This is a genomic window from Devosia geojensis, assembly GCF_000969415.1.
In the GTDB taxonomy this organism is placed as follows: Bacteria; Pseudomonadota; Alphaproteobacteria; order Rhizobiales; family Devosiaceae; genus Devosia; species Devosia geojensis.
In genome coordinates this window covers 13,921-40,121 of the sequence record NZ_JZEX01000106.1, presented here as the reverse complement: position 1 = coordinate 40,121, position 26,201 = coordinate 13,921, and the positions used below count along the sequence as shown (strand labels likewise).

Genomic DNA, 26,201 nt, shown 5'->3' with positions numbered 1-26,201 from the left:
GCGCGGGTCGCGACTGCCCATAGTCAAGGAACTTTCCAGGATGAACCCCACGGGATCGATGAGCCAGAACAGCGACAAGACCGACGCGGCCGAGCGCCAAGAGAGCTGGGAGGAGCTGCGCCCGCAGCTGACCAAGCTGGTGCTGGAGCTCGGACCGCTCATCGTCTTTTTCGTCGCCAACGCGCGCGCCGACATATTCGTGGCCACCGCCTGGTTCATGGGCGCGATGGTGATCTCGCTCGCCCTCTCCTGGCTGATCCTCAAGAAAGTCGCGGTCATGCCGCTGGTGACGGGCGCCGTGGTGCTGGTCTTCGGCGGGCTGACGCTCTGGCTGCAGGACGACATGTTCATCAAGATGAAGCCGACCATCACCAACGTGCTGTTCGGCGGAACGCTGCTCGTCGGCCTCGCCTTCGGCCAATCGCTGCTGCGCTACGTCTTCGGCGACGTCTACAAGCTCCAGCCCAGGGGCTGGTTCCTTTTGACGCTGCGCTGGGGCCTCTTCTTCTTCATCCTGGCCGCCCTGAACGAGATCATCTGGCGCAGCTTCTCCACCGACCTCTGGGTCGCGTTCAAGGTCTGGGGCATCATGCCGCTGACCATCGTCTTCTCGCTGCTGCAGCTGCCCCTTTTGAGCAAATATGCGCCGGCCCCCGAGGCCGAGCCGGTGGCGGCGGAGGGATAGTTTCAACAACGGAGCGGGCGACTCTTCGCCTCCCTCCCCTCGAGGGAGGGAATGAGGGTGGGGTGGTTCAGGCAGCCACCGAAGCCTCCCCCCAGCCCCTCCCCTCAAGGGGGAGGGGAGCGCTTCGTGCCTACCCGAACAGCCCGATCACCACGCCCTGCAGCAGCATGGCCACCAGCAGGTAGCCGCCGTCGATGGCGGTCAGCGACCAGGGCTTGCCCTGATAGCGGTGGTTCATGATCATCGAGGTCAGGACGAAACCGAACCACATGTGGGCAGCGACCAGCAGCCCGTTGCCGACATCGGTCGCGCCCATCAGCACCGGCGTCAGCAGCGCCAGGAAATAGGCGATGACGAGCTGGACGATCGCCGACCAGATGAAGGGCGTGACGTCCCCGCCCTGGACGTCCTCGGGCGTGCGCCCGCTGGCGGCCATCCATTGCCTGGAAAGCGCCATGTACCACACGAACCCGAGCGCCATGCTGGCGACGGTCGCCAGGATCACCGCGAGCCAGTTGACGGCAAAATGCGACATGCTTCTTCTCCCCTTTTGTTCGAGCGCATCCCTCATGCGCCTGCGGAGAGACTAGGTTCGTTCGGGGGCGTTGCCTAGCACCGACCGTGCCACGCCCTCGCCCATCGAGGCCCGCTGCGCGGGCACCTCAGGATGAGGCTACTTGGGGAGCGCAGCAAACTGCCAGTAGCCCTCATGGTGAGGTGGGCCGCAGGCACCTCGAACCACAAGGGCGTGGCACCAAAGCCTAGAGCCCGCCCATCCTGCAGACGATCTTCCATTCCGCCTCGGTCACCGGCTGCACCGAGAGGCGGGACTGTTTGACCAGCGCCATGTCCGCAAGCTCCTCGGTGCGCTTGATCTCCTCGAGCGTCACCGGGCGCTTGAACGGCTCGACCGCCTCGACGTCGACGCACTCCCAGACGACCTTGCCGTTCTTCAATTCGGCGGTCGAATCCGGATGCGCCTCGGCGACGACCTTGCAGATGCCGACGATCTCCTTGCCGATATTGGAGTGGTAGTAGAAGCCGAGGTCACCGATCTTCATGGCCCGCATGTTGTTGCGCGCCGCGAACGCGCGTACCCCGTGCCACTCCTCGGGCGCGCCCTTGGCGACAAGATCGTCCCAGGAGAAGACGTCGGGCTCGGATTTGAACAGCCAGTAAGCCATTTTCAACGCCCCGCGGCCTTGTTGATGGTCAGCCTCCACGGCCGGATGGTGTAGGACGCAAAGACCCCGCGCTGCATGAACGGGTCCTGCGCGTAGAACGCCTCGGCCTGCTGCTGGTCTTCGGCTTCGATGACCATGAGGCTGCCGACCATGGTGCCGCTCTCGTCGAGGAAGGGGCCGCCGAAGACCAGCCGGTCGCCGAGGCTTTCGAGGTGCTTGAGGTGATCCTGACGGGCATCCAGCCGCTTTTGCGGATCGTCGGTGTCTTCGGCGATGAGGGCATAGAGCATGGTGTCAGCTTTCTCTCTTCAAGGGGCGGGCCATCAGCCCGACGACGATATCGGTAATCGAGGCGGTGCCGGCCAGCAACCGGTTGACGGCATCGATGAGCGGCGCCTCGACCTCGAGCTTGCCGGCAAGCTGCCCGGCGACGGGGGCCGTCGCCACGCCCTCGGCGAGCCCGGCTCCGCCGGCAATGATGGCGTCGGTGCGCTCGCCGCGCCCGAGCGCGAGGCCGAAGGTATAGTTGCGCGACTGCGGCGAGGTGCACGAGAGCGTCAGGTCCCCGAGGCCGGCAAGGCCGGTGAGCGTCGTTGCCGAGCCGCCCATGGCGGTGACGATCCGCGCCATTTCCGCATAGGCCCGCGCCATCAGCGCCGAGCGGGCGGAAAGGCCGAGCCCGGCGCCCTCGACCGCCCCGCAGGCGAGCGCATAGACGTTCTTCAGGGCCCCGGCGACCTCGACGCCGATGCGGTCGTCGGCGGCGTAGGGACGAAGGCTGGGGCCGGCGAGCGCGGCGGCGAGCGCCGAGGTTTCGCTGGCCCTGTCGCCGGCAAGCGTCACCGCGGTCGGCCGCCCGGCCGCAACGTCGGCGGCAAAGCTCGGGCCGGAGAGGACGTAGGGCACGGCGTCCGGCGCCATGGCGGCAAGGATCTCGCTCTGCCGCTCGAGCGTGCCGGTCTCCAGCCCCTTGGCGGTCAGCACCACCGGCCGGTTGGCGAGGAATTCCGGGTCGATCGCCGAGAGCGCCTGGCGCGTCGCCTGCGCCGGCACGGCAAGGATGACGATGTCGGCGGGCACGAACAGCGGCTCGGCTGCGATGCCCGGCTCCAGCGGCAAGCCCCCGAGGTGGCGGCTGTTGGTGTGCCGCGCGTTGACCTCGGCGACGACCGCTTGATCGCGCGCGATCAGCGTCACCCGCCGTCCGGCCTTGGCGGCGGCCTGGGCGAGCGCGCTGCCCCAGGCCCCGGCGCCGACGACGCTGACCGTCTCAAGCCGCATGGGAGTTGACCTTCATCTCGGGTCCGTCGAGCGGCCAGCGGGGGCGCGCAACAGCGGCAAGATCGTCGGTGACGCCGAGCGCCAGCCGTTCGGCCCCGGCCCAGGCGACCATCGCGCCATTGTCGGTGCAGAGCGCCGGCGGCGGCACGACGAGGCGCGCGCCGGCCTCTTGCGCCACCTGCCGCAGCGCCGCGCCGATGCTGTGGTTGGCGGCAACGCCCCCGGCGACGACGAGGGTCGGCGCCGCCACCGGCAGCTCGCGCGCGAACCGCGCGAGCGCCTGTCCGGCGCGGGTCGCGACGATATCGGCAACCGTCGCCTGGAAGCTCGCCGCGATATCGGCGACATCCTGCCCGGACAGCGGCGCCAGCGCCTCGGCTTGCAGCCGCACGGCCGTCTTGAGGCCGGAGAAGGAAAAATCGAGCCGCTCCTCCTTGAGGAGCGGTTTGGGGAAGCGGAAGCGCTTCGGGTCGCCCCCGGCGGCAGCCGCTTCGACCGCCGGCCCGCCCGGATGACCCAGCGACAAAAGCTTGGCGGTCTTGTCGAAGGCTTCGCCCAGCGCATCGTCGATGGTCGTGCCCCAGCGTTCGTAGTCGCCCACCCCGCGCACCAGGACGAACTGGCTGTGCCCGCCCGAAACGAGGAGCATGAGATAGGGGAAGGCGACGCCATCGTTCAGCCGCGCGGTCAGCGCGTGCGCCTCGAGATGGTTGACGGCGATGAGGGGCTTCTCCGTCGCCGCGGCGATGGCCTTGGCGGTCGTTAGCCCCACCAGCACGCCGCCGACGAGGCCGGGGCCGGCGGTCGCGGCGACCGCATCGATCTGTGCAAGCGTGACGCCCGCCTCGCGGCAGGCCTGCGCGACAATGTGATCGAGAAAGGTCACATGGGCGCGCGCGGCGAGTTCGGGCACCACTCCGCCGAAGGCGGCGTGCTCGTCGAGCTGGGAGCGCACGACGTTGGAAAGGATCGCGCCCCTGCCCGAAGCGTCGCGCGCGACAACGGCCGCGGCGGTTTCGTCGCAGCTCGTTTCGATGCCGAGGATGACGGCTTGCGCTTGCCCGCTCACGGCGACTGGTCTAACTCCAAAGGGCGTTAAGCTTTCGCCTACACCAGGATACGCCGCCGATGCAATCGCCCGCTCCCTTCGTCCGCCTTGGAACCCGCGGCTCGCCGCTGGCGCTGGCGCAGGCCGAGGCGACCCGTGACCTGCTGGCGAGGGCCCATGATCTCGACCCCGAGGCGATCGAGATCGTCACGTTCGTGTCGACCGCCGACCGCCTCAAGGATCGGCCGCTGAGCGAGGTCGGCGGCAAGGGGCTCTTCACCAAGGAGATCGACGAGGCGCTGCTCGCAGGCGAGGTCGATATCGGCGTGCACTCGGCCAAGGACATGGCGACCACCCCGCCGGACGGCATGGCGATCGGCGCGTTCCTCGAGCGCGAGGACGTGCGCGACGCCTTCATCTCGCTCTCCGTGCGCGGCATCGACTACCTGCCCGAAGGCGCGCGCTTCGGCACCTCCTCCATCCGCCGCGCCGCCCAGGTCCTGCGCCTACGCCCGGACCTGCGGATCGTGCCCTTCCGCGGCAATGTCGAGACGCGCCTCAAAAAGCTCGCCGACGGCGTCGCCGATGCGACGCTCCTCGCGCTCGCCGGCCTCAAGCGCCTCGGCGAGGACCATCGCGCCACCGCCATCCTCGATGCGCAGACCTTCATGCCCGCCCCGGCCCAGGGCGCCATCGCGCTCGCGGTGCGCAGCGGAGACGAGCGTGCGGCCGGGCTCGTCGCCCCGCTCAACCACCTGCCGACCTGGCAGGCGGTGACCGCCGAGCGCGCCATGCTCGCCATCCTCGATGGCTCCTGCCGCACGCCGGTCGGCGCGCTCTCCGTCTTCGACGGCGGCACGCTGACCCTCAAGGGCGAGATTCTGAGCCTCGATGGCAAGGAACAATTCGTCGATGCGGTCTCGGGATCGGCCGGCGACGGCGAGCGGCTCGGCGCCGAGCTCGCCCGCAGGCTCCTCGATGCTGCCGGCCCCGATTTCCTCGCCCGCTGGAGCGCCCCATGACCCGGCCGGTGCGCATGCTGGTGACGCGGCCCGAGCCCGACGCGCAGATGACCGTCCTGCGGCTGCGCGCGCTCGACATCGACTCGGATGCCGCGCCGCTCCTCGAGCGCCAGCCCCTCGACACGCCCCTGCCGCCGCCCGAGCGCTTCGCGGCTCTCGCGCTGACCAGCGCCAACGGCCTGCGCGCGCTGGCCGACCGCGGCGCGGCGGGAGCCTATCGCCACCTGCCGGTCTATGCGGTGGGCGGGCGCACCGCGTTCGAGGCCGAAGCGCTCGGGTTTCCCAAGGTCTTTGCCGCCGGTGGAACGCTGGCCGACCTCGCCGAGCTCATCGCCCGGGCGGGCATAACGGGCCCGGTGTTCCACCCGGCCGGCCGGCATCGCTCGGGCGATCTTGCGCGCTCCGTCGCCGACCATGGCGTGACGGTCGAAACCATCGAGGTCTACGACATGGTCGCCGCCCGGCACCTGCCCGAGCCGGTGGTCGCCGACCTCGAAGCCGGGGAGTTCTGCGCCGTCCTCTTCTATTCTCATCGCACGGCGCAGACGTTCCTCAACTGTCTCGGCGACCGATTGACGCGGCGGATGCGCGAGGGGATCGAGATGCTGTGCCTTTCCGAAAACGTCGCCGCGCCGCTGATCGCGGCCCACTGCACGCGCATCAGCCTGGCCGACCGGCCCGAGGACAGCGCCATGATGACCCTGGCCCTGGCTTTTGCCCGCGAGCAAAACGGGGCATGATGCCCGGCCGGCGGATGGCGTCTCGAGCCGAAACGAGTGCAGCGCATTGGGCGCCAAGGCTTTAGAGAGGTGAATTGATGACCGAGAACAAGGGCGGACCGGTCAAGCCCCCCGTGATCGATCTCAGCGCCCGCGAAGGCGCAAAGCCCGAAGGCTCGGGCGCGGCCGGGGCCGCCGGCGCGACGGCGCGTTCCGCAGAGCCGCCCGCATCCGGCAAGCCCGCCGCGACCGAATCGATGAAGACCACGTCTCCGCTCCCCCCGCCGCGGCCGGCCGGCGAGGTCAATGGCGGCAGCCTTGCCCTCGGCATCGTCGGGGGCGGCGTGCTCGGCCTTGCCGCAGCCTATGCCCTTGCCTGGGCCGGGCTCTGGCCCGCTCCGGCCGACCCGCGCGTCGCCGAGCTCTCCCAGCTGCTGCCGCAGATGCGCCAGGTGGTGACGGGCGTGCCCGACCTGCAGACGGCCATCGCCGAAACCGCTGCCGGCATGGATGGGCTCGACACCCGCATCGCCGCCCTCGAAACCGCCGAGCCGGCGCCGGTCGCGACCGCCGCCGCTCCCGCCCCGGTCCCCGACCTTTCCGCCGTCGAGGCGCAGATCGCGACCCTCACCGACCGCCTCGACACGCTTCCGGCAGCGCCGGATGGGGACGGCGGCGGCGAGGCGGCAGCGGCCCTGCGCGGCTCCCTCGATACGCTCGCCACGCAGTTGTCGGCGCTCGAAACCCGTATCGGCGAGCAGGAGGCGCAACTGAACGGCATGGGCGAGAGCCTCGCGGCAACGCAGGCGACCGTCGCCGCGCAGCCGCGCGACATCGGCGCGGCCGTGCGCCTGCCGCTGGTGCTTTCGGCGCTGGAGACCGCCTTTGCGCAGGGACGATCGTTCTCGGCCGAGCTCGACGCCCTGCGCCGCTCCGATCCCGAGATGGAAGTGCCGCAGACCCTGATCGATGCGGCCGGCACCGGCCTGCCCCGCCGCGAGGCCATCGAGCGCGCCTTCGCGGCCGTGCTGCCGGCCATGCTCGCCGACCGGCCGGCCGACCCCGACGCCGACTGGCAGGAAGCGACCCTCGACTGGCTGCGCGCGCGCCTGGCGCTACGCCCCGTCGGCGATGTCGAGGGCGACAGCCCCGAAGCGCTTGCGGGCCGGCTGGAGGCGGCCATCGCGCGCGGCGACTACGCGGCCGCCGACGAGCTCTTCGGCACGCTCCCCGCGCCCATGCGCGACGCCGCCGGCGAGGTTCCGCAGATGGTGGCGGTGCGCGCGGACGCGGCGCGTCTCCTCGAGACGGTGCGCCGCGACGCCCTGACGCTCGCCGGGGAGAGCGCTTCGTGATTCGTCTCGCCTCCTGGATCATCGCCAGCCTCGCCATCACCGCCCTCATCGCCTGGATCGCCTCGCTTTCGGGCACGCTGACGATCGAGGTCGCCGGCTGGCGCATGCAACCCGAGATCGGCACCACGGTCTTCCTGCTGATCGCCGCCCTCGTCGTCGTCATCCTGGTTTGGGCGCTGATCCGCCGCCTCCTCGATACCCCCCGTGTCCTTGCCCGCCGGGCGCGCGAGCGGCGGCGGGAGGCCGGCATCGAGGCGCTCTCGGACGCCGTGGTCGCGCTCGAGGCGGGCGACCCGTCCCGAGCCCGCGCCCTCGCCCGCGACGCACGCTCGCGCCTCAACGACAATCCGGCCGCGCGCCTGCTTGAGGCGCGGGCCGAGCTCGCGGTCGGCGACATGGGGGCGGCGCGCGAGCACTACCGGGCGCTGATCTCCAACGAGAAGACGGCGATGGCCGCCCTCGCCGGTCTCTACGAGCAGGCGCGCGTGCAGAACCGGCCGGACGTGGCGCTGACCTTCGCGCGCAAGGCCATTACGCTCGAGCCGGGCGGGGCCGGCTGGGCGAGCGAGGCGGTGTTCGCCGATCTTGCCCGGCGCGGCGCCTGGGCGCAGGCCGTGGCCATGGTCAACGACCAGCCGGCGAGGAGCCGCGCCGAGCGCGCCGCCAAACGCCGCAAGCAGGCGGTGATCGAAACCGCCCGCGCCCGCGAAACCGAGGAGAAGGACCCGCTCTCGGCCCTCGACCATGCGCTGACGGCATTGAAGCTCCTGCCCGATTTCGTGCCCGCCGCGCTCATTGCCGCGCGCATCCATTCCAACCGCGGCGAGACGCGCAAGGCCATGAGCCTCTTACGCCGCATCTGGCGCGCCACCGGACATCCGCACGCGGCGACCCTCTATGCCAATGCCCAGTCGGGCGCCTCCGCCGCCGAGCGCCTGAAGCGCGTACGCGAGCTCATCGACATGCCGCCGGCCAACCGCGCCGCCGCCATGGTCGTCGCCCGCGCCGCCATCGACGCCTTCGACTGGGCGACGGCGCGCGACGCGCTCGCCTCCTATGTCGCCGAGCCGACGGAAGGCGTTGCCAGCCTCATGGCCGAGATCGAGGAGGGCGAGACGGGCGACCAGGGCAAGGCGCGCGAATGGCTCGCCCGGGCCGTCCGCGCCCCGCGCGATCCGGTGTGGACCGCCGACGGCATCGTCAGCGACGAATGGGAGCCGGTCTCGCCCGTCACCGGCAGGCTCGACGCCTTCGAATGGAAGGTGCCGGTAAGCTCGGTGCCCGCCCCCGTCGCGCCCGCTCGCCCGCAGCCGGCCGACGAATCCGCCTCCCCTCCGGCCCTCGGCGAACCCGCCGCCACCTTGCCCCTTGCACCCGGACAGAAGGCTGAGTAAAAGGCGCCACGGCAGTTGCGCTCGTGGCCTGCCGTTCGCCGCAGTAGCTCAGTTGGTAGAGCACGTCATTCGTAATTAGCGGGTCCGCTAGAGAATGAGGTTCGAAGCCAGCGGGTTAGGGCTGGTCAGTGAAAGTTAGTAGGGCCATAGTATGGCCGTGTGTGAAGGGTTAAGCCGCTTTAGCTCAGTTGGTAGAGCACATCATTCGTAATGATGGGGTCGCGTGTTCGAGTCACGCAAGCGGCACCACTTCCCAGCTTGAGGAAGTCAAAGTGCGCAGATGACCGGTGGTCCATACGATCCGAGAGCCGTCGCCAACCTCATGCTGGACGAGGCTGACCGGTCGGGGATCAAGGTCACCAACCTCGCACTGCAAAAACTCCTCTACTTCGCCCACTCCATCTTCCTGATCGAAGCCAAGCGACCTCTGGTCAGCGGCTATTTCGAGGCATGGCAATACGGGCCGGTGCATCCTGCCGCCTACTCGGCTTTCAAGACGGCTGGCAGTTCTCCTATCGACTTCCGCGCCACCGGGCAGAACGTGATGACCGGCGAGCGCCATGCGCTGGACCTTCCCGAGGACCCGGCCATTCGGCGTCATCTGGCGCGTATCATGTCGTCCTACGGGCAGCTATCGCCGGGGCGGCTGGTGGACATCTCCCACGCCAAGGGAGCGCCTTGGGATTACATTGCGGACAAAGGAAGAACATCGGTTGCGCTGGGGTTGCGAATCCCCGATGATGTCATCGTTAACCGATTCAAGTTCCACAAGGTTTCCGTTGGCGCGGCTCCGGTCGCGGGAGAACCGGATGAAGATACGCCGCTTACCTGAGATCGATCTTGCCCGTGTCGCAACGCTCCCAATCGACCAGAAGCGCCGCGCCCTTGAGCATTTCAAGCTCGGGCATCCGACGATCACCTACAAGCCGGTACGCGCCCGGTTCGCCGACATTTTCAATGTTCAGCCTGATATGTTCGCGGCTGCCGATCCGACCGCATGGCCGGTTCTGGAACGACTGATACGGGCAAAGGCGACGTCCGACGACGAGTGCAACGCCAACCTGCTCGTCGCCAAGGGTCTGCACGACTTTGCGCGCGCAAATGCCTTGCGCAGCCGCTCTCAAGCCTTCTTCCCACTTCCCCTGAGCGTCGGCGAGAAGGTGGAATACTGGTTGCCGATGGTGACGGCGCTGGAGGGTGCCCCGCTGGTGATCTTCATCGATCCCCGGCGCGGCAAGAAGCTGACGGCCGACGCAAGGCGTTTCGTCTTCTCGATGATGCATGAGCATATCCGGGTCGCCAATCCCGATTTCGCCGCCGCTCGGTTGGGGGTCGTGCAGTTCGGCGATGCTGCTAATGACCAGCGTCCGGTGATGCTGAGCACTGACGAAGGCATCAAACTCTTTGGCTTCGACCAGCTCGACCAGATGGTGCGCGAGACCTACGACATCTGGCGCGAGGTCAGCGAGGCGCGCGAGGACAAGGTTCGCAGCAAAGCCGCTGGTGGCGGTTACGGGCCGCTGTTCGACTGACGGGCCTCAACGCCCTTCCAGTCGCCGCCTAACGGCCTTCCGCACGCGATACCAATAGGTCTGCTCCGCGCCGTCGCTGTCGTACCACGCGCGCTCGTGGCGGGCGAAGGCCTCAAGTTCCGGGTCGGAATAGCGGGCAATAATGTCGTCAGCCACGCGAGCGATGTCGTTGGCGGGGATCAGTCGCGGTTTGATTGCGTCGGTCCAGATCGTCCACAGGACCAGCCCAATGAAGATAAGGGCCTGACCGCCGAAGAAGATCAACAAAAGCCAATGCAAAATAGCAGGGAGCAGATCTACCATCGTCATTTCCAGAACCACAGCATCCAACTTCACTGAATGAGATGTTATAGTTCTCAAATTGCGAGAATGCAAAGTTCTCATTTCTCGATTTGAGCAGCCCTTTGCCGCCTTTGTTCTGAACGAGGTGCGCATATGGAGCTTCAACGACTTTTCGGCGCGAATGTCCGCCATCATCGGAAGGCTAAAGGCTGGACCCTTGAGCAGCTTTCCGGTCAGACTGGCATTTCGCGCGAGACAATCGGTAAGATCGAGCGGGGTGTCGCCGCACCACTGTTTGAGACGGCAGAAAAGATTGCGTCCGCACTCGACATTCCCGCGCCCGTTCTGTTCGGGGCCGACGCCATGCCGGGCACCGGAGAACGGGCAAGGCTTCTAACCGATATTCACCGCACCCTCTCCCGGTTGAACAACGATCAGCTTGACCGTGCCGCGAAGATGCTGAAGGCGTTTGCGGGGTAGCGGCGTCGGAGGCCATCTGAGGGCCGCCGGATGTGGCAGCGGCCCTTTTGCCCCCAGGTACACTCGACCCGCGCCAGCGGCGCTCTGAGGGCCGTCTGTAGGCCTCGGAGGCATGCGCTTGGTAACCCCGCCGCCATACGGCTGCAATGCCGTTACTTATGCCTGTAACTTAAGGCTCAAAACACACAAAAAGGCAGGGGGAGTTGAATAACGTCCCCCTGCCTAAGCGTTAATGGTTTGCGGCTTGTTGGGTTACATGGTGCAGGTAACGCAGTGCGGTCAAAACGGGCCGCTTTCGTCTGTATGTTCCCTTACGGCCTGAAGAATGGGGATGCCCCCTTCGACGCGCTTGGCGACCCATTCGGTCCTCTGCTCGTCGGCATTGCCGCGCGCAAACCCCTTGCGGGCGCTTCGCCCCGTTCGACCAAGATCGTGGAGCCTGTGGGTTCCATATTCCCATCCCAGCGCCGTCATTGCGCCGGTAATGCGTTGAAACTCGCTGGCCGACATGCGCCCGGCCTCATAGCCGAGAAGCAGCTTGACGCTCTCCATAGATACCCGCCCTGTGCGCTCGCCGAACGCGCCTTCTAGAACGATGCCTATAGGGTCCTCAATCATGCGGCTGGCCTGAAGCTCGTCGGCGACCTGCCATAGATGCCGAGGCAGGATGATCGGCTCTCCAGCCCGCTCCCGTACGACTGCCTCGGCCCATAGCTGATGCACATCGTGGCCGAAGGCTTCTATGTCTATGCTGCCGACCCTGACCGGCCAATATCGTCGGTTTCCCGTCGCATCGCGCAGATAGGCGTCCTCGTTCGTCGTGCCGATGATCACGCAATGCCGGGGGAAAGAACCAGCAGTGTGCGCATAGGCAGGCCGATAGGTGTCTATAGGGGTGGCGAGGAATGCCTTTATCGCGTCTAAGGTCGCCTTGCGTGCGCCGTCGAGTTCCTGGCATTCGACAATCCACGCGCGGGACACAAGTTCGGCCTTGGTCTTGGCGTCTGCATTCAGGTTCAGGTTGCCGCAGAACCATTCGTCGCGAACTGCAAGTCGTGCCGCCAGACGCGATTTGCCGACCCCCTGACGGCCTTCCAGAACCAGCATGGTATCGAACTTGACGCCGGGCTGTTTGATCCGTCTCACGCCGCCAATCAGGAACCTCACGCCGAATTCCCGATTGAGCTCGGTGTCATCCGCTTCGCAGTAGTCCCTGAGCCATGTGTCAAGACGCGGAACACCGTCCCATACCAGACCGTCCAGATAGTCGATGACTGGATGGTAAGCACGCTCATAGGCGACAGTGATCAGTTCGCGTCGGATGACGGTTACACTGGCGCGGAAATCCAGCTTGCGATCAAAGATGCTGCACAGGATTTCGCAGATATCCGATATGTCCCGCCCTTCAAGGCCCAGCCCATTCACCTCGTCGGCGTGGGTGAACATATTGCGCCGCGCATCGACATCGAGCATGGCGAGGGCGAACCGTACATTCTCGGGCGCATTTGCCGCCGGACGCCCATACTGGTCGACCTTCGGCCATCCTCGTCCTCGTAGGTCAATGGTTTCCATCGCCCGAGCCACCTGTCGCCGCGCATAGCGCAGCGGATTAGGGTTTTGCCGCACATGGGCGCTGATGCCGAGATCGGGGCTGGTCAGGATCGAGACAATATAGCCGGGCGCGACATTTTTGCCGAGCAGCCAGAGAGTTGCGGCAAAGACCAGTTCCGACCGAGACTGGTAGCTCTTGTCGGGCGGGTTCTTGCCCGTGACGATAACCTCTGACCAAACCGGATCGAGAGGTATCACCTCGCCTCGATCATCTGGCAGAGGCAGCACCTCGATGTCGTCTAGGTTGGTAATGGCCTTGCTATCGGTTTTGGACGAACTGGATTTGTCGAGACGCAACCTAAAATCGGCAAGCGTATAATTCCTCGGGTCGGCGCCGAACGAAATCGGTTCCAGCAGAAACGTCTTGGCCGGGTCACGACCGGCTGTACGCTTCTTGTCGCTCAGCCAATTCACGGTTCCGGGTAATCTGAGAAGTCGGCTGACGTCGATTGGCCCGGCCCCACCCTGAAACGCGACGAGCAAGGCACGATTGTGCGCCTCAGCATCTTCTGCCGGAATAGGCTCTGCCATGCGCCAGATCGCCTGATAACCACCCCCCGTGAACCAGAATGCAGTTGGTTTCGGAACACCTGCCGGGCGCAGCTTGTCATCGCTCAACAGACCCAGGATTTTGTCGCGCTGTTGCTCCTCGCTGCCGGGATAATCCTTGCAATCAAGGTCAACCCAGAGGAAACGCGAGGCCGATATGTTAGCCTTGGCGCGCCCGCCTGACATCAGTTCGGCGTTGGGCAGAAAATAGACGTTGCGTCGATACTCCTCGCCGTTGTTGACAGCGACAAAGCGTTGCGCGGCATCAGCGGCATAAGGTTGATAGTCCTTCGGCTTCGGGCGCGCACCGCCCGCGCTCTCGTGTGTTTCCAGATAGAGCGGCGCTCGAGGGTTCAGCCACAGCAGGAAAGCAATCGCCTGTTGTGCATCGGGTTGGAGAATGTCAGCCATGACGGGCCTCCTCCGGGTTGCATTGCCGCTCTTCAAGCCAGCGCATTACGGCACTGAGGCGATAGCGAACCGCGCCGCTCTTGGAGCCGGGGCGCAGCCGAATGAAGGGCGGTCCGTATCCGTAAATGCGGCCCTTTTCCAAGTAAGATTCGCTCACACAGGCGAGCGTCGCGACCTGCCCGGTCGTCAGGAACCGCTCCATCTGCTGTTGCGGTTGCTGGTCCAAAGAAAAGATCGCGCCCTTCCGGGCGCGATAATGACTGATCGATTGCATGTCAGTAGCTTTCTGATTGGCGCGACTGAGCGCGCACGGGTGAAATCGATGCCGGAGTAGGCAATCGGTCCCGTTCTCAGTTCTCAGCTATTTGACATGGCCGGGAGGCATCTCCCGCGAGAGTATGGTCCGTCAGGCCTCAGCGACGTCCGCTAATCCTGGGGTTACTCGCCACCAGATTTCTCCGGGCGGTGGATGTCAATTCATCCGCATGCAATTCATCGCACAAGGTTCGTCCGCATTCAATGGCTGCAATCGGTGATGAAACAAAAACTCATCAGGCCATTGAAATTGCTATTCTCGGGTGGCGATACCCCATTCCGCCAGTTCGTCGCAGATGTGCTGCACGGCTTCAGATTGGAGAGCTTCGCGAACCTCATCGTAGTCCCGAGCATGTAATCCAAATCGGTCCTGATACATTGCACAGAGCGCATGGACGGCGGGCACCCTCTCGGCTGGCGTTGCGCAGCCTAAAATCTCTACTGCAGCAAGCCTAGCAAGTGTGGGCACGGAGCGTGTCTCTACACGCGAGGCTCTTTTCCCCGGGCACATCGCATGCATCTCCGCATCGCATACATCCCTCTGTCTTTCGCGCAAGATGAATAGTAGCGCCTTTTCCAGGTTGCGTTCTTTCGCAGTCGTTGGCCCGACAAGTGCAGACATCGCGGCGTTCAGCCGTTCCCATTGACGCCCCTCGGTATCGGCGTCCGTGTGGGCATTGATGATGGCGAGCAAAACACGTTCCAGCACGCTTGCTCCATCGCCAAATGTCGCCCGGTAAGTGGAGTCACTGCCTGACATTGGCCAACTCCAATATCCGTGCTGCGACCAGTTCGACCGGCCCGCGCAGCCGCTCGGCATTGACGACAATATAGCCGCCCGTGACGTCGCCGTTGGCGCGGTGGTTCAGGAGCCGCTTGAGCGCATAGTAGGGAACATCGAGGCTTTCAGCGATGGTGATAAAGGTGCGCCGCAAATCGTGCAGCGTGAAGTTCACGCCGGAGCCGGTGCTTACGCGCAGCAGGAATTTCTTCGTCTCCACCAAATGGCCATTCTTGCCGGGGCCGGGAAACACCCAAGGCGACCCATCCGCCTGTTCTTTGCGCTTCGTCAGCAGGTCCGCAAGGAATGCTGACAAGGGCAGGTTCAGCGGGTCACCGTTTTTCGTTGTGGGCAGATGCAGCGTGCGGGCTGCGAGGTCCACATTTTCCCAGCGCAGCTTCATCAGCTCGCCCCGGCGCATTCCGGTGAATAACGCGGTCAGCAGAAAATCGCGGGAATAATCCGGTTCGGACATGACGGCTTTCCACCACATGGGCAAGTCCAGCGCGGTAACCAAGGTTTGCCGACGCCGCTCGCGATACCATGCGCGAGCCTGCGAAAGGATCAGCACCGGGTTGGGCGGGAAGTCGTCCCGGGTAGCAGCAATGAAATTGTAGACCGAGCGCAGATGGCGCATCGCATTGTTGGCCGTCACCTCGCCATGCACCTTGGCAATCTCCTGATGCTTGGCCAGCACCATTTGTCGGGTGATCTGGTTCATGGGCTTCTTGCGCCATGCCTTAAGGTAGAGCTTGGCAGTGCGCCCGTAATTGGTGATGGTGTGCGGTGACAGCTTATTGCGGGCCTCGAAGAAGCGTTCGAAGGCCACGGCCAGCGTGACGCGCTCCACCGTCTCTTTGCGCTTCTCCTCATTGGGGTTCCGGCCCTCGGCCATTTCCCCCAGTAAGGCGAGCGCCTTCTTGCGTGCCACCTCCGGCGCAAATAGGTCGGCGCGGCCTATAGTGACGCGGCAGGTCTCTCGGTTCACCTGCCCTTCGGCAAAGTAGACCTTGGAGCGGCTGCCGACCCTAAGGCCGAAACCGGAAAGCAGTGTATCGCGGTAAAGGATTTGGCCGCTGGCAGCGAACGAAATGTCGTCAATGGTGCGGCGGGTAAGACGTAGGCTAGGCATTTGAGACCTCCTGTTGGCCTCAACTCAAACTAACCAAATCGTCTTAAAAATACAAGCAATATCAGATACTTATCTAACATCAGCCAGTTTGATCCAGCACAAGGTAACACCGTCCAACGCCTGCGCACACGCGATCAGACGCACATGAGCAACGGTAGGTTCAGTTTAGCCAGCAAGGCAAAAATCGTTTGACCTGTTGGCGAAAGGAAATTTGCTAGAGAAGCTCTCAAGTTCCGTATTGACCGCTTCGAAGGCGTTCTGTAGTTTGAGGCATGCTCGAACTTAGAGAAATCGCGAACGTTCTGTCTGGGGTCTCGGTCCGCGAGGCCATCCACGGTGCTGCGCGCTTCATGCGACTTTCCGACCTTTCAGAAATCAAGGCAGGTAAATCACCAGCTCTTGCCATTGGCGAAACGCCTGCGGTGGCGCGCGCACTGACGATTGAAGAGGGTGACCTGATCGTCGGAGCGCGCGGTGTGACCACGGATGTCTGCGTTGCCACGGGGGCGGTGTTCGGCGCTTTTGTCTCGTTGGACCTTTATCTGGTCAGACCTAATCGAGCCCTTGTAAATCCGCAGTACCTTGCGGCCTTTCTCGATCTGCCCACGACACAGGCCGCTCTATCCGGCGGCAAGCAAGGCACGGGACTCGCTCGCCTCGCAAAGGAGGCCCTGGAGAAGACTGAGGTTCCGCTGCCTCCAATGGAACGGCAGCAGCTAATCGCGGGACTTGCGCAGTCGTTTGAGCGCGAGGCGCGACTACTCAAGCAGCTTGCCAACCTTAACACAATTTTAAGCCGTGAAGCTGTCACCCGCGCAATTCGAGCGGCGGACACAGGACGCAATTTTTCAAGGAGTGCCCAATGACTGCCCTTCGGCAAGACGACATTCTCGCAGCGGTATGGCGTGCCTGCGATACCTTCCGCGGGGCAATCGACGCGTCAGGTTACAAGGATTACATCCTCACCGCCTTGTTCCTGAAATACATCAGCGACGTCCGCCGCAAGCATGTCGAAGAGTTTCGCCGTGAGTATGGGGGTGACGAGCTTCGCATTCAGCGCCGCCTTGATCGTGAACGCTTCAAGCTGCCCACTGTAGAGTTGAAGAATACCAAAACGAATGAAGTCGAGGAGAGCTTCCTTGGCGATTTCTACAGCCTCTATGAGCGGCGCACCCGTGACAATATCGGCGAGCTGATCAACATCGTGCTCGATGCGATTGAAAAGGCGAACGAAGGCAAACTCGGCGGGCTATTCCGCGCTATCGACTTCAACTCCGAGACGAATCTTGGCCAGACGAAGGATCGTAACCGCAGGCTGAAAACGCTCTTGGAGGACTTCGCAAAGCCCGGCCTCGATCTTTCAGATACCTCCGAAGACATTCTCGGCGATGCCTATATCTTCCTGATCGAGCGCTTCGCCTCGGATGCTGGCAAGAAGGCGGGCGAATTCTTCACGCCTCGCAAGGTTTCCGAGGTCGTCGCCAAGCTCGCGAACCCCAAATCGGGAGAACGCATCTGCGATCCGGCTTGCGGTTCAGGCTCGCTGCTGCTGCGTGCTGGCGAGGAAGTCAGCGACGGCAATTTTCAGCTTTTCGGTCAGGAATCAAACGGCCAAACCCGCTCTTTGGCCCGGCTAAACATGCTGCTGCACAAGCAGGATGGTGCGCGGATTGACTGGTGCGACACTCTCAATTCACCGACGCTGATCGAGAGCGACCACCTGATGCGTTTTGACGTGGTGGTCGCCAATCCGCCCTTCAGCCTCGACAAGTGGTGGGGCAACAATGATTCCGAAGGCAAGCCGCTGCCGGACCCCTACAAGCGGTTCACGCCATATATGCCGCCCAAGAGCCGGGGCGATTACGCCTTCATTCTCCACATGCTGGCTATCACTCGTCCTGATGTCGGCCGCATGGCTGTGGTCGCGCCGCATGGCGTTCTGTTTCGCTCGGGCACGGAAGGGAAAATCCGCGAGAAGCTGATCCGCGACAACAGCCTTGATGCGGTCATCGGCCTTCCGGGCCAACTCTTCCCGACAACGGGTATTCCCGTCTGCATCATGGTCTTCGACCGATCGCGCGAAGCCAATGGCCTGCGGGCGCATGAGCGGGATATTCTTTTCATAGATGCTAGCCGTGATTTCGAGCCGGGCAAGAAACAGAATCGCCTTCGCGACGAAGATGTCTCCAAAATCATCGACACCTACCGCAATCGTACTGAGCGCGAGCGCTATTCCCATAGGGCGACATTTGAGGAGATCGAAGCGAACGGCTTCAACCTCAACATTCCGCGCTATGTCGATACTTTCGAACCGGAGCCTGAAGTCGATCTCCAGGCCGTTCAGAATGAAATCCGCGATCTTGAAAACCAGCTTGCGCAGACGCGTGAGAAGATGAACTTCTATCTGAAGGAGCTCGGCATTGATGTCTGAGGCTCCCTCCCGCTCCGCTGCCCGCCGAGGCCGCACGCTCAAGCTTTATCTTGTAGATGGCACGCCGTCGGGCGTCATCACCGCGGAACTCGGCGTTTCGTCGGTGCGGGCGGCTGTGGCCTCGCGTACGGCTTTACCCGAGCTTATCCGCAGAGAAGAAGCGACCCGCACAGGCGTCTATTTGCTCGTTGGGCCGGACCCAGATTTGCCGGGCCGTCAGCTTGTCTATGTCGGCGAAGGCGATCAGGTGCGCACGCGCCTTGCCTATCACGATGCAGATGAGGCCAAGGAGTTTTTTACCCGTGCGGTACTGATCGTCTCGAAAGACGAGAACCTGACCAAAGCGCATGGCCGGTATCTAGAAAGCCGGATCATTGCCGCCATCCGCAATGCGGGTCGGGCAAAGCTCGTCAACGGTACAGAGCCGCCGTTTCGCGGGCTACCTGAGCCAGAAATCGCAGATATGGAACGGGTGCTCGACGAAATCGAAATCCTGTTGCCGGTTCTGGGGTTCGACGTATTGCGCCCAGCGGGGCACGAAGCCGGCGAGACCGCACCCAAGAACGAGGTCCCAAGGGAAATTGTATCGACGGTCACCTTTGAAAACAACACTCCTGCATTGGGAGCCGAGACTGACGCAAATCCTGTGTTTATCGCCGTGATAAAGAAGGCGAAAGCCCGAGCCACAGAGCGCGCAGGGGAGTTTGTCGTACTCGAGGGCTCGACAGCATACCGAGAGTTTCAGGACTCACAGTCTTTTCCGTTACGGAGCCTGCGCCAAGAGCTTTTGGAGCGCGGTGCCTTAGTTGCAGATGTAGATTCAGATCTTTTGCGTTTCACCCAGGACGTCAGTTTCAGCAGCCCTTCGGCGGCTTCTTCTTTGGTAGGCGGTTATTCTGATAGTGGCCCGAGAACTTGGAAGCTAGAGCGGACAGGCCAGAGCTATGGTGATTGGAGAAAACGACGCATTGAGCAAGGGGGCGCGGCATGAACGAGGCCCTCGAAGAACTCGAAGCAGAGAACCCTAGCGCTTACCCGCCCAGCATTCAGGCAGGAATACCCAAGCTTGGCGATACGCCAAAAGGCTGGACCCGCTATCGCCTTGGCGATCTGCTGCACAAGGTTGAGCGGCCTGCAAAGCTGGTCGATTCTGAAACCTATCAGCTTGTAACCGCCAAGCGGAACCGGGGCGGCATCGTGGCGCGCGAGGTTCTACGTGGGGATCAGATTAGGACGAAGACACAGTATTACGTGGAGACTGGTGACTTTCTGATCTCGAACCGGCAGATTTCACATGGTGCCTGCGGGATTGTGCCTGAATGCCTGAACCGGGCAGTCGTCTCGAATGAATACACAGCATTTCACACGGCTGATGCACTCGATCCGGCGTTTCTCCAAGCGCTGTCTCATTCGATATATTTCCAGCAGACGTGCTTCCACTCAAGCATTGGCGTCCACGTCGAGAAGTTGGTTTTCCGACTGGAAGACTGGATGCGCTGGGAGTTCGATATCCCGCCTCTCCAAGAGCAGAAGCGTATCGTGGCTGTGCTCACCGCATGGGATCGAGCAATTGGCAAGACAGAGTGCTTGATCGCCGCTAAGCGGCAACGAAAAATGGGTATTGTAGGTCGCGCACTGTTCGATACTGGAACACGGCGAGGTTTTTTGCGAGACCTTGCCGACATCAATCCTAGGAACGCGAAGGTCCCGGCCGAGACAGTTGTTTCGTTCGTGGGCATGGAGGACGTATCCGAGGCCGGGACACTTATCACCAAGACGGACCGTCTGCGTGGGCCGCTTGGGAGCGGATACACACAGTTTGTAGATGGTGACGTTCTCGTCGCTAAAATCACGCCCTGTTTCGAAAATGGTAAAGGGGCGCTTGCGAGTGGCCTAACCAACGGTTTTGGCTTCGGAACTACTGAGTTCCATGTGTTGCGTCCACATGACCCTGATGACGCTGACTACGTCCATCAGATCACTTTGACGCGAAGCTTCCGCACTTCTGGAGAACGGCAGATGTCCGGCAGCGCCGGGCAAAGGCGCGTCCCACAAGAGTTCATCGAAGACTTCCCAATCTTTGTGCCTGGAGACAACGCGCGCAGGACCATTGGCAACTTGCTGGCGTCAATCGACACCGAGTTAAGTGCGTTGGAGTCCCAAACCAAGCAATGGCGGCTGCAAAAGAGCGGCTTAATGCAAAAGCTGCTGACCGGTGAACGACAACTGGATGGGCGATTCGATAACTTCGCCACAGCAGCGCAAACAGCCGCAGGAGGAGCCGCATGACCAAGAAGACCCATACGGTCTCTATCCGCCTTCTGCGGGACGGCAAACAGCCTGCTGATAGTGTTCGCGCCGGCGTCGATCTTTCCGCGTGGGACAAGCTTGAGGGCGCGCAAATCGCACTCGACACTATTGGCGGCGGTGCGCCGAAATGGGCGAAGTTTCTTGACCTGACCGACGCGGAAAAGACCAAACTCAACAACTCCACCGCTTACGGGCTCGTCTTCGTTCAGGCATCAGGCCGCTGGTTTGCCGTTTCCTTCGGGCTTGGGCATGTGAAGCTCGATCCCGATGCCTTTGAGCAGGACTTCGGCTTACGTGTGGTCTTGAACACGGTTGATCCCGACAAGCTACGCAGCGCAGATATCCGCACCCCCGATGAAAACACCACGTCCCGCCGAACTCAAACGGCCCGGCGATCTGACCAGACCGCCTTCAGCATCGATATTGAACGCGACATCGTGCGCGGGCTTGCCGGAGAACCGAAAGATGCAACATTCGCCACGCGCGTAGCAGGTAGCGATGGTCTGACGCTCACCAAAGAAATGGACGTTGCCGACTTGCCGCAGGTGTGCGCCGATGCCTACACAGCCTTCGGCAAGAGTGACTACAAGACCAATTTCGCCTGGATCGACCAGATCAAGCATGTCCGTGACAAGGCAACCATCGACCAGCTCGACACCGCGTTGGTCGCTGCCTTGAACTCCTGCCTAACAGCTGCGATTCCGGACACACTGCATCTCGCATATCCCGTGATCTACGATCCCGAAAAGGCGCGGCATATCCGCTATAAGGGCTTCAGCAGCACGAACGTTCACACTGACCTTGAAATCGGGGGCTATGTTGCGGACCTAAAGGAGAAAGCGGTTGCCGCCTATCTTCCTGAGCATCTGTCTGGACATAAGGTCCACGAATGCAACGATCTCGGTAAAGATGATGGGCAAAGCTGGCGCATCAAGGAATGCCTCGTTTTCGAGACCGACTTGAACGGCGAGAAGTATGTTCTTTCAGCGGACCGCTGGTATAGGATCGATACCAACCTAGCGACTGAAGTAGCGAATTTCTTTGCAGCCGTTACAGCACACGTTATGCCAGCGGCTTTGGCCGATGAGAATGAGGAAAAGTACAACAATCGCATCGCGACGGGCGGGCATAACATGCTTTGCCTCGACCGAAAGCTTGTAAAGCCTACAGGCGCTTCATACGCGATTGAGGCGTGCGATTTCCTCAGCAATGGCGGTGCGATGATCCATGTGAAGGATCAGACCTCGTCCTCGCGTCTCAGTCATCTGTTCAATCAGGGCACTGTGTCTGCCCGTGTCATGAAAATGGACGGCGCGTTTCGCGACTTGCTCCGCGCGCAAGTCGCCGCGCAAGAAGCCGCGCTTGGACTGACAGGGTATCAGGCCCTAGTTGCTGACTCCGTTGGTCCGTATAGCGAAGCAGCACATCTCATCGTGTATGCGGTGTTGTGCAGCGGGACAGGTACCGGCGCAAACCGATTGCCATTCTTTAGCCTTGTGACGTTCCGGCAAGCGGCAAACGAGTTGCGCGCATTGGGCTACAAATGCGCCTTTGCCTGGATTGCTAAACCTGCACCTACGACCACAAAGGCAAAGCGGAAACCGAAGGCCGCCGCCGGGGCTGCGCCATGAACAAGTCCCCCGAGTTCACCACATCCGAGGCAGGTGGCGCGCAACTTCAGGCGCTCAACACGCTGATCAATTGCGGCTGGCGCTATGTCACGAAGGCGGAGGCCGATCAGTGGCGCGATGGCCGGCGAACGCTGCCGTTTCTGGAGACGCAGACGCGGGCCGATCTGGCACGGATTAATCGCATTCAGCTTGACGGTCGAGCGCACCTGTTCTCGGAAGCCAACATCGACGCCGCCATTCGTCGTCTGACCGACCGGATTCCCGAAGGAGTCGTGCGCGCCAATGAGCGCATGACGGATGACTTGTTTCTCGGCATTGCGCTGCCGCAAGCCATTGGTGCGACATCCCGAGAATGGCCGTTCAAGTTCATCGACTGGACTGATTGGCGCGCGAACACATTTCAGGTCGCCGCCGAATATACGGTCTGCGAAGCGGGCGGGCCGACGATCCGAGTTGATCTGGTATTGTTCGTCAACGGCATCCCGCTTGGGGTGATTGAGGTTAAGGCCTCTCACGTCTCATCAGATCAGGGCGTCGGTCAGCAAATCCGCAACCAGAAGGCTGGTGAAGGTGTGCCCGCGCTATTCTACTCGGCGCAATTGCTTCTTTCGGCCAACAGTCACGATCCGCGCTACGGTACAGTCGGCACGCCGCGCAAGCTTTGGAGCGTATGGAAAGAGCGGGAGGACCCTGCCGACTTCGCTGTTCAAGTCGTGAATCGCCCTCTCGATACGGTCGAGGGGAAGCGGGTGGCGCTGGATTTCGCCCCCTACATGAAACGTCACAATGGGCTGATGGAGGATCATCGCTTCGTCACCCCGCTGGATGAAACGCTTGTTGGACTATTCCGCCCTGAGCGGTTCATGCGTCTTGTCCGGCGCTACATGCTGTTTGATGGCCCCCACAAGAAGGTTGCCCGTTATCAGCAGGTCGCGACCATCGAGACACTGCTGAAACGTATCGAAGAGCGAGACTCGAACGGCAGGCGGCGTGGCGGCGTGGTCTGGCATACACAAGGCTCCGGTAAAAGCTTGACGATGGTGATGCTCGCCAAGGCCATCGTGATGACCAATCCATTGGCCCGGATCGTAATCGTTACTGACAGAACCGATCTGGACGATCAGATTTCAAAGACCTTCCGGGCAACCGGGCAGGAGCCTAAACGCGCTGCAACCGGCGAGAACCTTCTTGCACTGATCGAGGATAAGACGCCGGTCGTCACGACCCTGATCCACAAATTTAGGGCGGGCCTCAACAAGCGACGAGTTGTTGACCAGTCCTCTGACATCTTCGTACTGGTGGATGAGAGCCACCGGAGCCAGTATGGCAATCTGGACAGCCTTCACGCTCGGATGCGCGAGGTACTGCCCAACGCATGCTTCATCGCCTTCACCGGAACCCCCATCGCCAAGAAAGAAAAGAGCACCTTCGCCAAGTTCGGTGAACTGGTGCAGCCGTCGTACTCGATGCGGGATGCGGTCACCGACAAAGCGGTGGTGCCGCTACTCTACGAAGGGCGAGAGGTCGTTACCGACGTCGATGAAGGCCAAATTGACCGTTGGTTTGAAGTTCACACACGCGGTTTATCCGACGAGCAGCGCGCCGACCTGAAACGGAAGATGAGCCGTGCGCGGGAAATCGAAGGGATCGAGTCCCGGCTCCAATCAATCGCATTTGATGTCGGGCAGCACTTCGCTACTAATTTCAAGGGTACCGGGCTGAAAGGGCAACTCGCAGCCTCTTCGAAGCGCGCTGCCATTCAGCTCAAGAAGCTATTTGACACGTTCGGCGTGGTTAGCACTGAAGTCGTCATCTCTGCCCCCGAAATGCGCGAAAGCGAAGACGAGGTTGATGAGTCTGACGACGATCTCGTTCGCTCCTTCTGGCGCAGAATGATGGAGCGGTATGGGGGCGAGGAAGCCTACAACAAGACCATTGTTGAGCAATTCCAGGGTCCGTCCGATCCCGACATCATCATCGTTGTCGACAAGCTGCTGACGGGTTTCGATGCACCACGAAACACGGTGCTCTATGTTGCTCGCAAGCTGAAGGAACATGGCCTCCTGCAAGCAATAGCTCGCGTGAATCGTGTCTATGACGAAGAGGGTGCCCCTGAAAAGCCCTTCGGCTTCATCATCGACTATACCGGAGTCCTGAAGAACCTTGGTGATGCGCTGGCAAGCTACGATGCTCTTCAGGGCTTCAGCGCGGAGGACATCGCCCAGAGCATTGTAGCAATACGTGACGAGGCGAACAAAGTGCCGGGGGCGCACGCTGCGCTCCTCGATATCTTCAGGTCTGTATCAAACACATATGATGCCGAAGCCTATGCCCGCTTGTTGGCCGACGAAGAGACGCGTGAGGAATTCTATCGGCGCCTGTCGGAGTTCTCGCGGACTTTCACGGTAGCGCTCGCGTCCCCGGCGTTCGTAGAAAACACAAAGCCAGAGCTTTTGAAGAGGTGGAAGGACGATCTCGGCCGCTTCACGTCGCTGCGCGCCTCCGTAAGCCTTCGTTATGCTGACAGGGTCGATTGGCGGGATTACGAAAAGCGCGTTCGTCAGCTGCTCGACAGGCATGTGATCGCACGCGACGTTGTGACACTGGTAGAGCCACTTAACATTTTTGATGATATCGCCATTGAGGCCCGCAGGACCGAACAGACGGAAACGGATGCCTCGATTGCTGATACCATTGCGCATCAACTGACGCGGTCTATCGAAGAGAAATGGGATGAAGACCCTGTTTTCTTCGAAAAGTTCTCGAAGCTGGTCAGCGACACCATTGCCGACTTTCATAGGGGTCGGATCAACGAACTGACCTACCTAACCAGGGTCAAGCAGCTTCGGGAGAAGGTCCAACACCGGCAGGATGAAGCCGATCCGACCCCTGCCCGTCTCCGTGATGACAGCCACGCGCAGGCTTTCTGGGGGCTTGCAAAGCGCAACCTGGAGAAGGCTGGATTTGGCGACGTCGAAATCGCAGCTGACATAGCTCTCGAAGTAAGCAAGATCGTTCAAAACCGCCGCAAGATCGGATGGCAAAATGACCGTGACGTTGAAAATCTGATACGCAACGACATCGACGACTTCTTCTTCGAAGAGCTACGAGGTCGGCGTGGCTTACTAATCGACCCTGCGATTCTCGACGCTGTGATCGATGACGTACTCGCGTCGGCGCGGGTGAGATTGGCTCAATGAGATCATCGGGTCACGAGCAGATTGAGATTGGCTGGGGCGAACGGCGCACCCTTGCACATTTGAGGCGCACTGAGAGACGCGTACTCCGCATAGAGGTTCAACCCTCGGGGGCGGTAGTTGTCTTTGCTCCATTAGGTGAGCCAGTTGACGCCATACGTGACCGGTTGAAACGAAAGGGCGCGTGGATATTTCGTGAACTAGATCGGATTTCGGCCAGGCCGGTCACTACGCCTGAGCGGCGGTTAGTTTCTGGCGAAACACATCTGCTTTTGGGCAGGCAATACCGGCTATCGATTGAAAAATCCGATGATCCGTATGTCCGCATCGAAGGATCAAGATTGAACATCTTGGCGCGGCGAGTGGACGACCCTGCGCATTGTCGTCGCTTGCTGACGGCGTTTTACGCGCTTACCGCACGTAGGGTGTTCCGCGAAAGGCTGGATGCCGTTATTCCGCCGTTCACGAGAAGAGGTCTGGACACGCCAATATTGGTAGTCCGCAAGATGGCAAAGCGGTGGGGCAGCTACACGCCGAAGGGTCGCATTGTTCTCAACGTCGATCTGGTGAGAGCAAGCCCTATGTTGATCGACTACGTGATTTGTCACGAACTAGCTCACGGCTTCTATGCCAATCATGGAAAAGAATGGCACGACTTGTTCGACACCATCATGCCAGATTGGCAAAGTCGGAAGGCACGATTGGAGGAATTTCTCAGGTGATGCTGCGCATGCGGTTGTTGAGAATTCGGGGAAACCGGGACATCCCGACGCCCACGGACTCCCGCCCCCGCCTCAAACTGTGAGCGCCGTTGATGGGGGAGGTCCGGTGGGTGCCGCGCCGATTAGTAG

Annotated in this window: 24 protein-coding genes, 1 tRNA gene and 2 pseudogenes; 16 read left to right on the top strand and 11 right to left on the bottom strand. The window is 62.1% G+C overall.

The window, feature by feature from the left end:
* Positions 1 to 58 precede the first annotated feature (58 nt).
* The gene (locus VE25_RS10510) at positions 59 to 685 is read left to right on the top strand and encodes a septation protein A (RefSeq protein ID WP_046108586.1); all 627 of its coding nucleotides are present in this window, start codon (positions 59 to 61) and stop codon (positions 683 to 685) included.
* A 130-nt stretch (positions 686 to 815) separates the two neighbouring features.
* Here VE25_RS10510 and VE25_RS10505 read toward each other — a convergent pair whose 3' ends face one another.
* The 5 genes from VE25_RS10505 to tsaD form a co-directional block, all read right to left on the bottom strand.
* On the bottom strand, positions 816 to 1,220 hold the full coding sequence (locus VE25_RS10505; RefSeq protein ID WP_046108568.1) for a DUF1761 domain-containing protein: 405 nt from the start codon (positions 1,218 to 1,220) through the stop codon (positions 816 to 818).
* A 226-nt stretch (positions 1,221 to 1,446) separates the two neighbouring features.
* Positions 1,447 to 1,869 (bottom strand): EVE domain-containing protein, encoded by a 423-nt coding sequence (locus VE25_RS10500; RefSeq protein WP_046108567.1) that lies wholly within the window; start codon positions 1,867 to 1,869, stop codon positions 1,447 to 1,449.
* A gap of 2 nt (positions 1,870 to 1,871) precedes the next feature.
* Positions 1,872 to 2,159, bottom strand: a complete 288-nt coding sequence (locus VE25_RS10495) for a YciI family protein (protein ID WP_046108566.1) — start codon at positions 2,157 to 2,159, stop codon at positions 1,872 to 1,874.
* A 4-nt stretch (positions 2,160 to 2,163) separates the two neighbouring features.
* On the bottom strand, positions 2,164 to 3,150 hold the full coding sequence (locus tag VE25_RS10490; protein WP_046108565.1) for an NAD(P)H-dependent glycerol-3-phosphate dehydrogenase: 987 nt from the start codon (positions 3,148 to 3,150) through the stop codon (positions 2,164 to 2,166).
* Positions 3,140 to 4,195 (bottom strand): tRNA (adenosine(37)-N6)-threonylcarbamoyltransferase complex transferase subunit TsaD, encoded by a 1,056-nt coding sequence (gene tsaD, locus VE25_RS10485; RefSeq protein ID WP_046108585.1) that lies wholly within the window; start codon positions 4,193 to 4,195, stop codon positions 3,140 to 3,142. The genes VE25_RS10490 and tsaD overlap by 11 nt, the downstream gene beginning before the upstream one ends.
* Before the next feature lie 83 nt (positions 4,196 to 4,278).
* Here tsaD and hemC point away from each other — a divergent pair, with 83 nt between their 5' ends.
* The 7 genes from hemC (at position 4,279) to socB (ending at position 10,220) form a co-directional block, all read left to right on the top strand.
* Positions 4,279 to 5,220, top strand: a complete 942-nt coding sequence (gene hemC, locus VE25_RS10480; protein WP_046108564.1) for a hydroxymethylbilane synthase — start codon at positions 4,279 to 4,281, stop codon at positions 5,218 to 5,220.
* Complete coding sequence (locus VE25_RS21845) at positions 5,217 to 5,960, top strand: uroporphyrinogen-III synthase (protein WP_052731883.1); 744 nt, start codon at positions 5,217 to 5,219, stop codon at positions 5,958 to 5,960. Before hemC ends, VE25_RS21845 begins: the two co-directional genes overlap by 4 nt.
* Before the next feature lie 77 nt (positions 5,961 to 6,037).
* A complete protein-coding gene (locus tag VE25_RS10470) occupies positions 6,038 to 7,294 on the top strand; it encodes a COG4223 family protein (protein WP_046108563.1) in 1,257 nt (418 codons plus the stop codon).
* Positions 7,291 to 8,688: a heme biosynthesis protein HemY gene (locus tag VE25_RS10465; RefSeq protein WP_052731882.1), complete on the top strand. Its 1,398-nt coding sequence runs from the start codon at positions 7,291 to 7,293 to the stop codon at positions 8,686 to 8,688. Before VE25_RS10470 ends, VE25_RS10465 begins: the two co-directional genes overlap by 4 nt.
* A 173-nt stretch (positions 8,689 to 8,861) precedes the next feature.
* Positions 8,862 to 8,937, top strand: a tRNA-Thr gene (locus tag VE25_RS10460).
* A 31-nt stretch (positions 8,938 to 8,968) separates the two neighbouring features.
* On the top strand, positions 8,969 to 9,520 hold the full coding sequence (gene socA / locus VE25_RS10455; RefSeq protein WP_046108562.1) for a type VI toxin-antitoxin system SocA family antitoxin: 552 nt from the start codon (positions 8,969 to 8,971) through the stop codon (positions 9,518 to 9,520).
* A complete protein-coding gene (socB, locus tag VE25_RS10450) occupies positions 9,498 to 10,220 on the top strand; it encodes a type VI toxin-antitoxin system SocB family DNA replication inhibitor toxin (protein ID WP_046108561.1) in 723 nt (240 codons plus the stop codon). The genes socA and socB overlap by 23 nt, the downstream gene beginning before the upstream one ends.
* A gap of 6 nt (positions 10,221 to 10,226) precedes the next feature.
* Here the strand turns inward: socB and VE25_RS10445 are convergent, their stop codons facing one another.
* Complete coding sequence (locus VE25_RS10445) at positions 10,227 to 10,556, bottom strand: hypothetical protein (RefSeq protein WP_046108560.1); 330 nt, start codon at positions 10,554 to 10,556, stop codon at positions 10,227 to 10,229.
* Positions 10,557 to 10,655: 99 nt separating this feature from the next.
* On the opposite strand from VE25_RS10445, the pseudogene VE25_RS23355 reads away from it, so the two are divergent.
* Positions 10,656 to 10,781, top strand: a pseudogene (locus tag VE25_RS23355) (helix-turn-helix domain-containing protein); the annotation flags it as partial.
* A gap of 480 nt (positions 10,782 to 11,261) precedes the next feature.
* Here VE25_RS23355 and VE25_RS23175 read toward each other — a convergent pair.
* The 5 genes and pseudogenes from VE25_RS23175 to VE25_RS10425 form a co-directional block, all read right to left on the bottom strand.
* Entirely contained in the window at positions 11,262 to 11,492 is a 231-nt protein-coding gene (locus VE25_RS23175) for a hypothetical protein (RefSeq protein WP_342018961.1), read from the bottom strand.
* Between the two features lie 117 nt (positions 11,493 to 11,609).
* A pseudogene (locus tag VE25_RS23750) lies at positions 11,610 to 12,428 on the bottom strand (virulence-associated E family protein); the annotation flags it as partial.
* 1,117 nt (positions 12,429 to 13,545) lie between these two features.
* Positions 13,546 to 13,827, bottom strand: a complete 282-nt coding sequence (locus VE25_RS10430) for a helix-turn-helix transcriptional regulator (protein ID WP_046108559.1) — start codon at positions 13,825 to 13,827, stop codon at positions 13,546 to 13,548.
* 294 nt (positions 13,828 to 14,121) lie between these two features.
* Positions 14,122 to 14,628, bottom strand: coding sequence for a hypothetical protein (locus tag VE25_RS22735; RefSeq protein WP_152664583.1), 507 nt, complete (start codon positions 14,626 to 14,628; stop codon positions 14,122 to 14,124).
* On the bottom strand, positions 14,615 to 15,700 hold the full coding sequence (locus VE25_RS10425; protein WP_052731885.1) for a tyrosine-type recombinase/integrase: 1,086 nt from the start codon (positions 15,698 to 15,700) through the stop codon (positions 14,615 to 14,617). The genes VE25_RS22735 and VE25_RS10425 overlap by 14 nt, the downstream gene beginning before the upstream one ends.
* A gap of 353 nt (positions 15,701 to 16,053) precedes the next feature.
* Between VE25_RS10425 and VE25_RS10420 the strand changes: the two genes are divergently transcribed.
* Genes VE25_RS10420 through VE25_RS22355 form a run of 7 tightly spaced genes read left to right on the top strand, consistent with a single transcriptional unit; the run spans position 16,054 to position 26,072 of the window.
* Entirely contained in the window at positions 16,054 to 16,647 is a 594-nt protein-coding gene (locus tag VE25_RS10420; RefSeq protein WP_046108557.1) for a restriction endonuclease subunit S, read from the top strand.
* Positions 16,644 to 18,212 carry a type I restriction-modification system subunit M gene (locus VE25_RS10415; RefSeq protein WP_046108556.1) on the top strand — a complete coding sequence of 523 codons (1,569 nt, stop codon included), beginning with the start codon at positions 16,644 to 16,646 and terminating at the stop codon, positions 18,210 to 18,212. Before VE25_RS10420 ends, VE25_RS10415 begins: the two co-directional genes overlap by 4 nt.
* Entirely contained in the window at positions 18,205 to 19,203 is a 999-nt protein-coding gene (locus VE25_RS22360; protein WP_083988860.1) for a GIY-YIG nuclease family protein, read from the top strand. The genes VE25_RS10415 and VE25_RS22360 overlap by 8 nt, the downstream gene beginning before the upstream one ends.
* Positions 19,200 to 20,501, top strand: coding sequence for a restriction endonuclease subunit S (locus tag VE25_RS21830; protein ID WP_052731879.1), 1,302 nt, complete (start codon positions 19,200 to 19,202; stop codon positions 20,499 to 20,501). Before VE25_RS22360 ends, VE25_RS21830 begins: the two co-directional genes overlap by 4 nt.
* On the top strand, positions 20,498 to 22,153 hold the full coding sequence (locus tag VE25_RS10395) for a DUF6119 family protein (protein ID WP_046108554.1): 1,656 nt from the start codon (positions 20,498 to 20,500) through the stop codon (positions 22,151 to 22,153). Before VE25_RS21830 ends, VE25_RS10395 begins: the two co-directional genes overlap by 4 nt.
* Entirely contained in the window at positions 22,150 to 25,353 is a 3,204-nt protein-coding gene (locus VE25_RS10390; RefSeq protein ID WP_046108553.1) for a type I restriction endonuclease subunit R, read from the top strand. Before VE25_RS10395 ends, VE25_RS10390 begins: the two co-directional genes overlap by 4 nt.
* Positions 25,350 to 26,072, top strand: coding sequence for a M48 family metallopeptidase (locus VE25_RS22355; protein ID WP_083988859.1), 723 nt, complete (start codon positions 25,350 to 25,352; stop codon positions 26,070 to 26,072). Before VE25_RS10390 ends, VE25_RS22355 begins: the two co-directional genes overlap by 4 nt.
* Positions 26,073 to 26,201 lie beyond the last annotated feature (129 nt).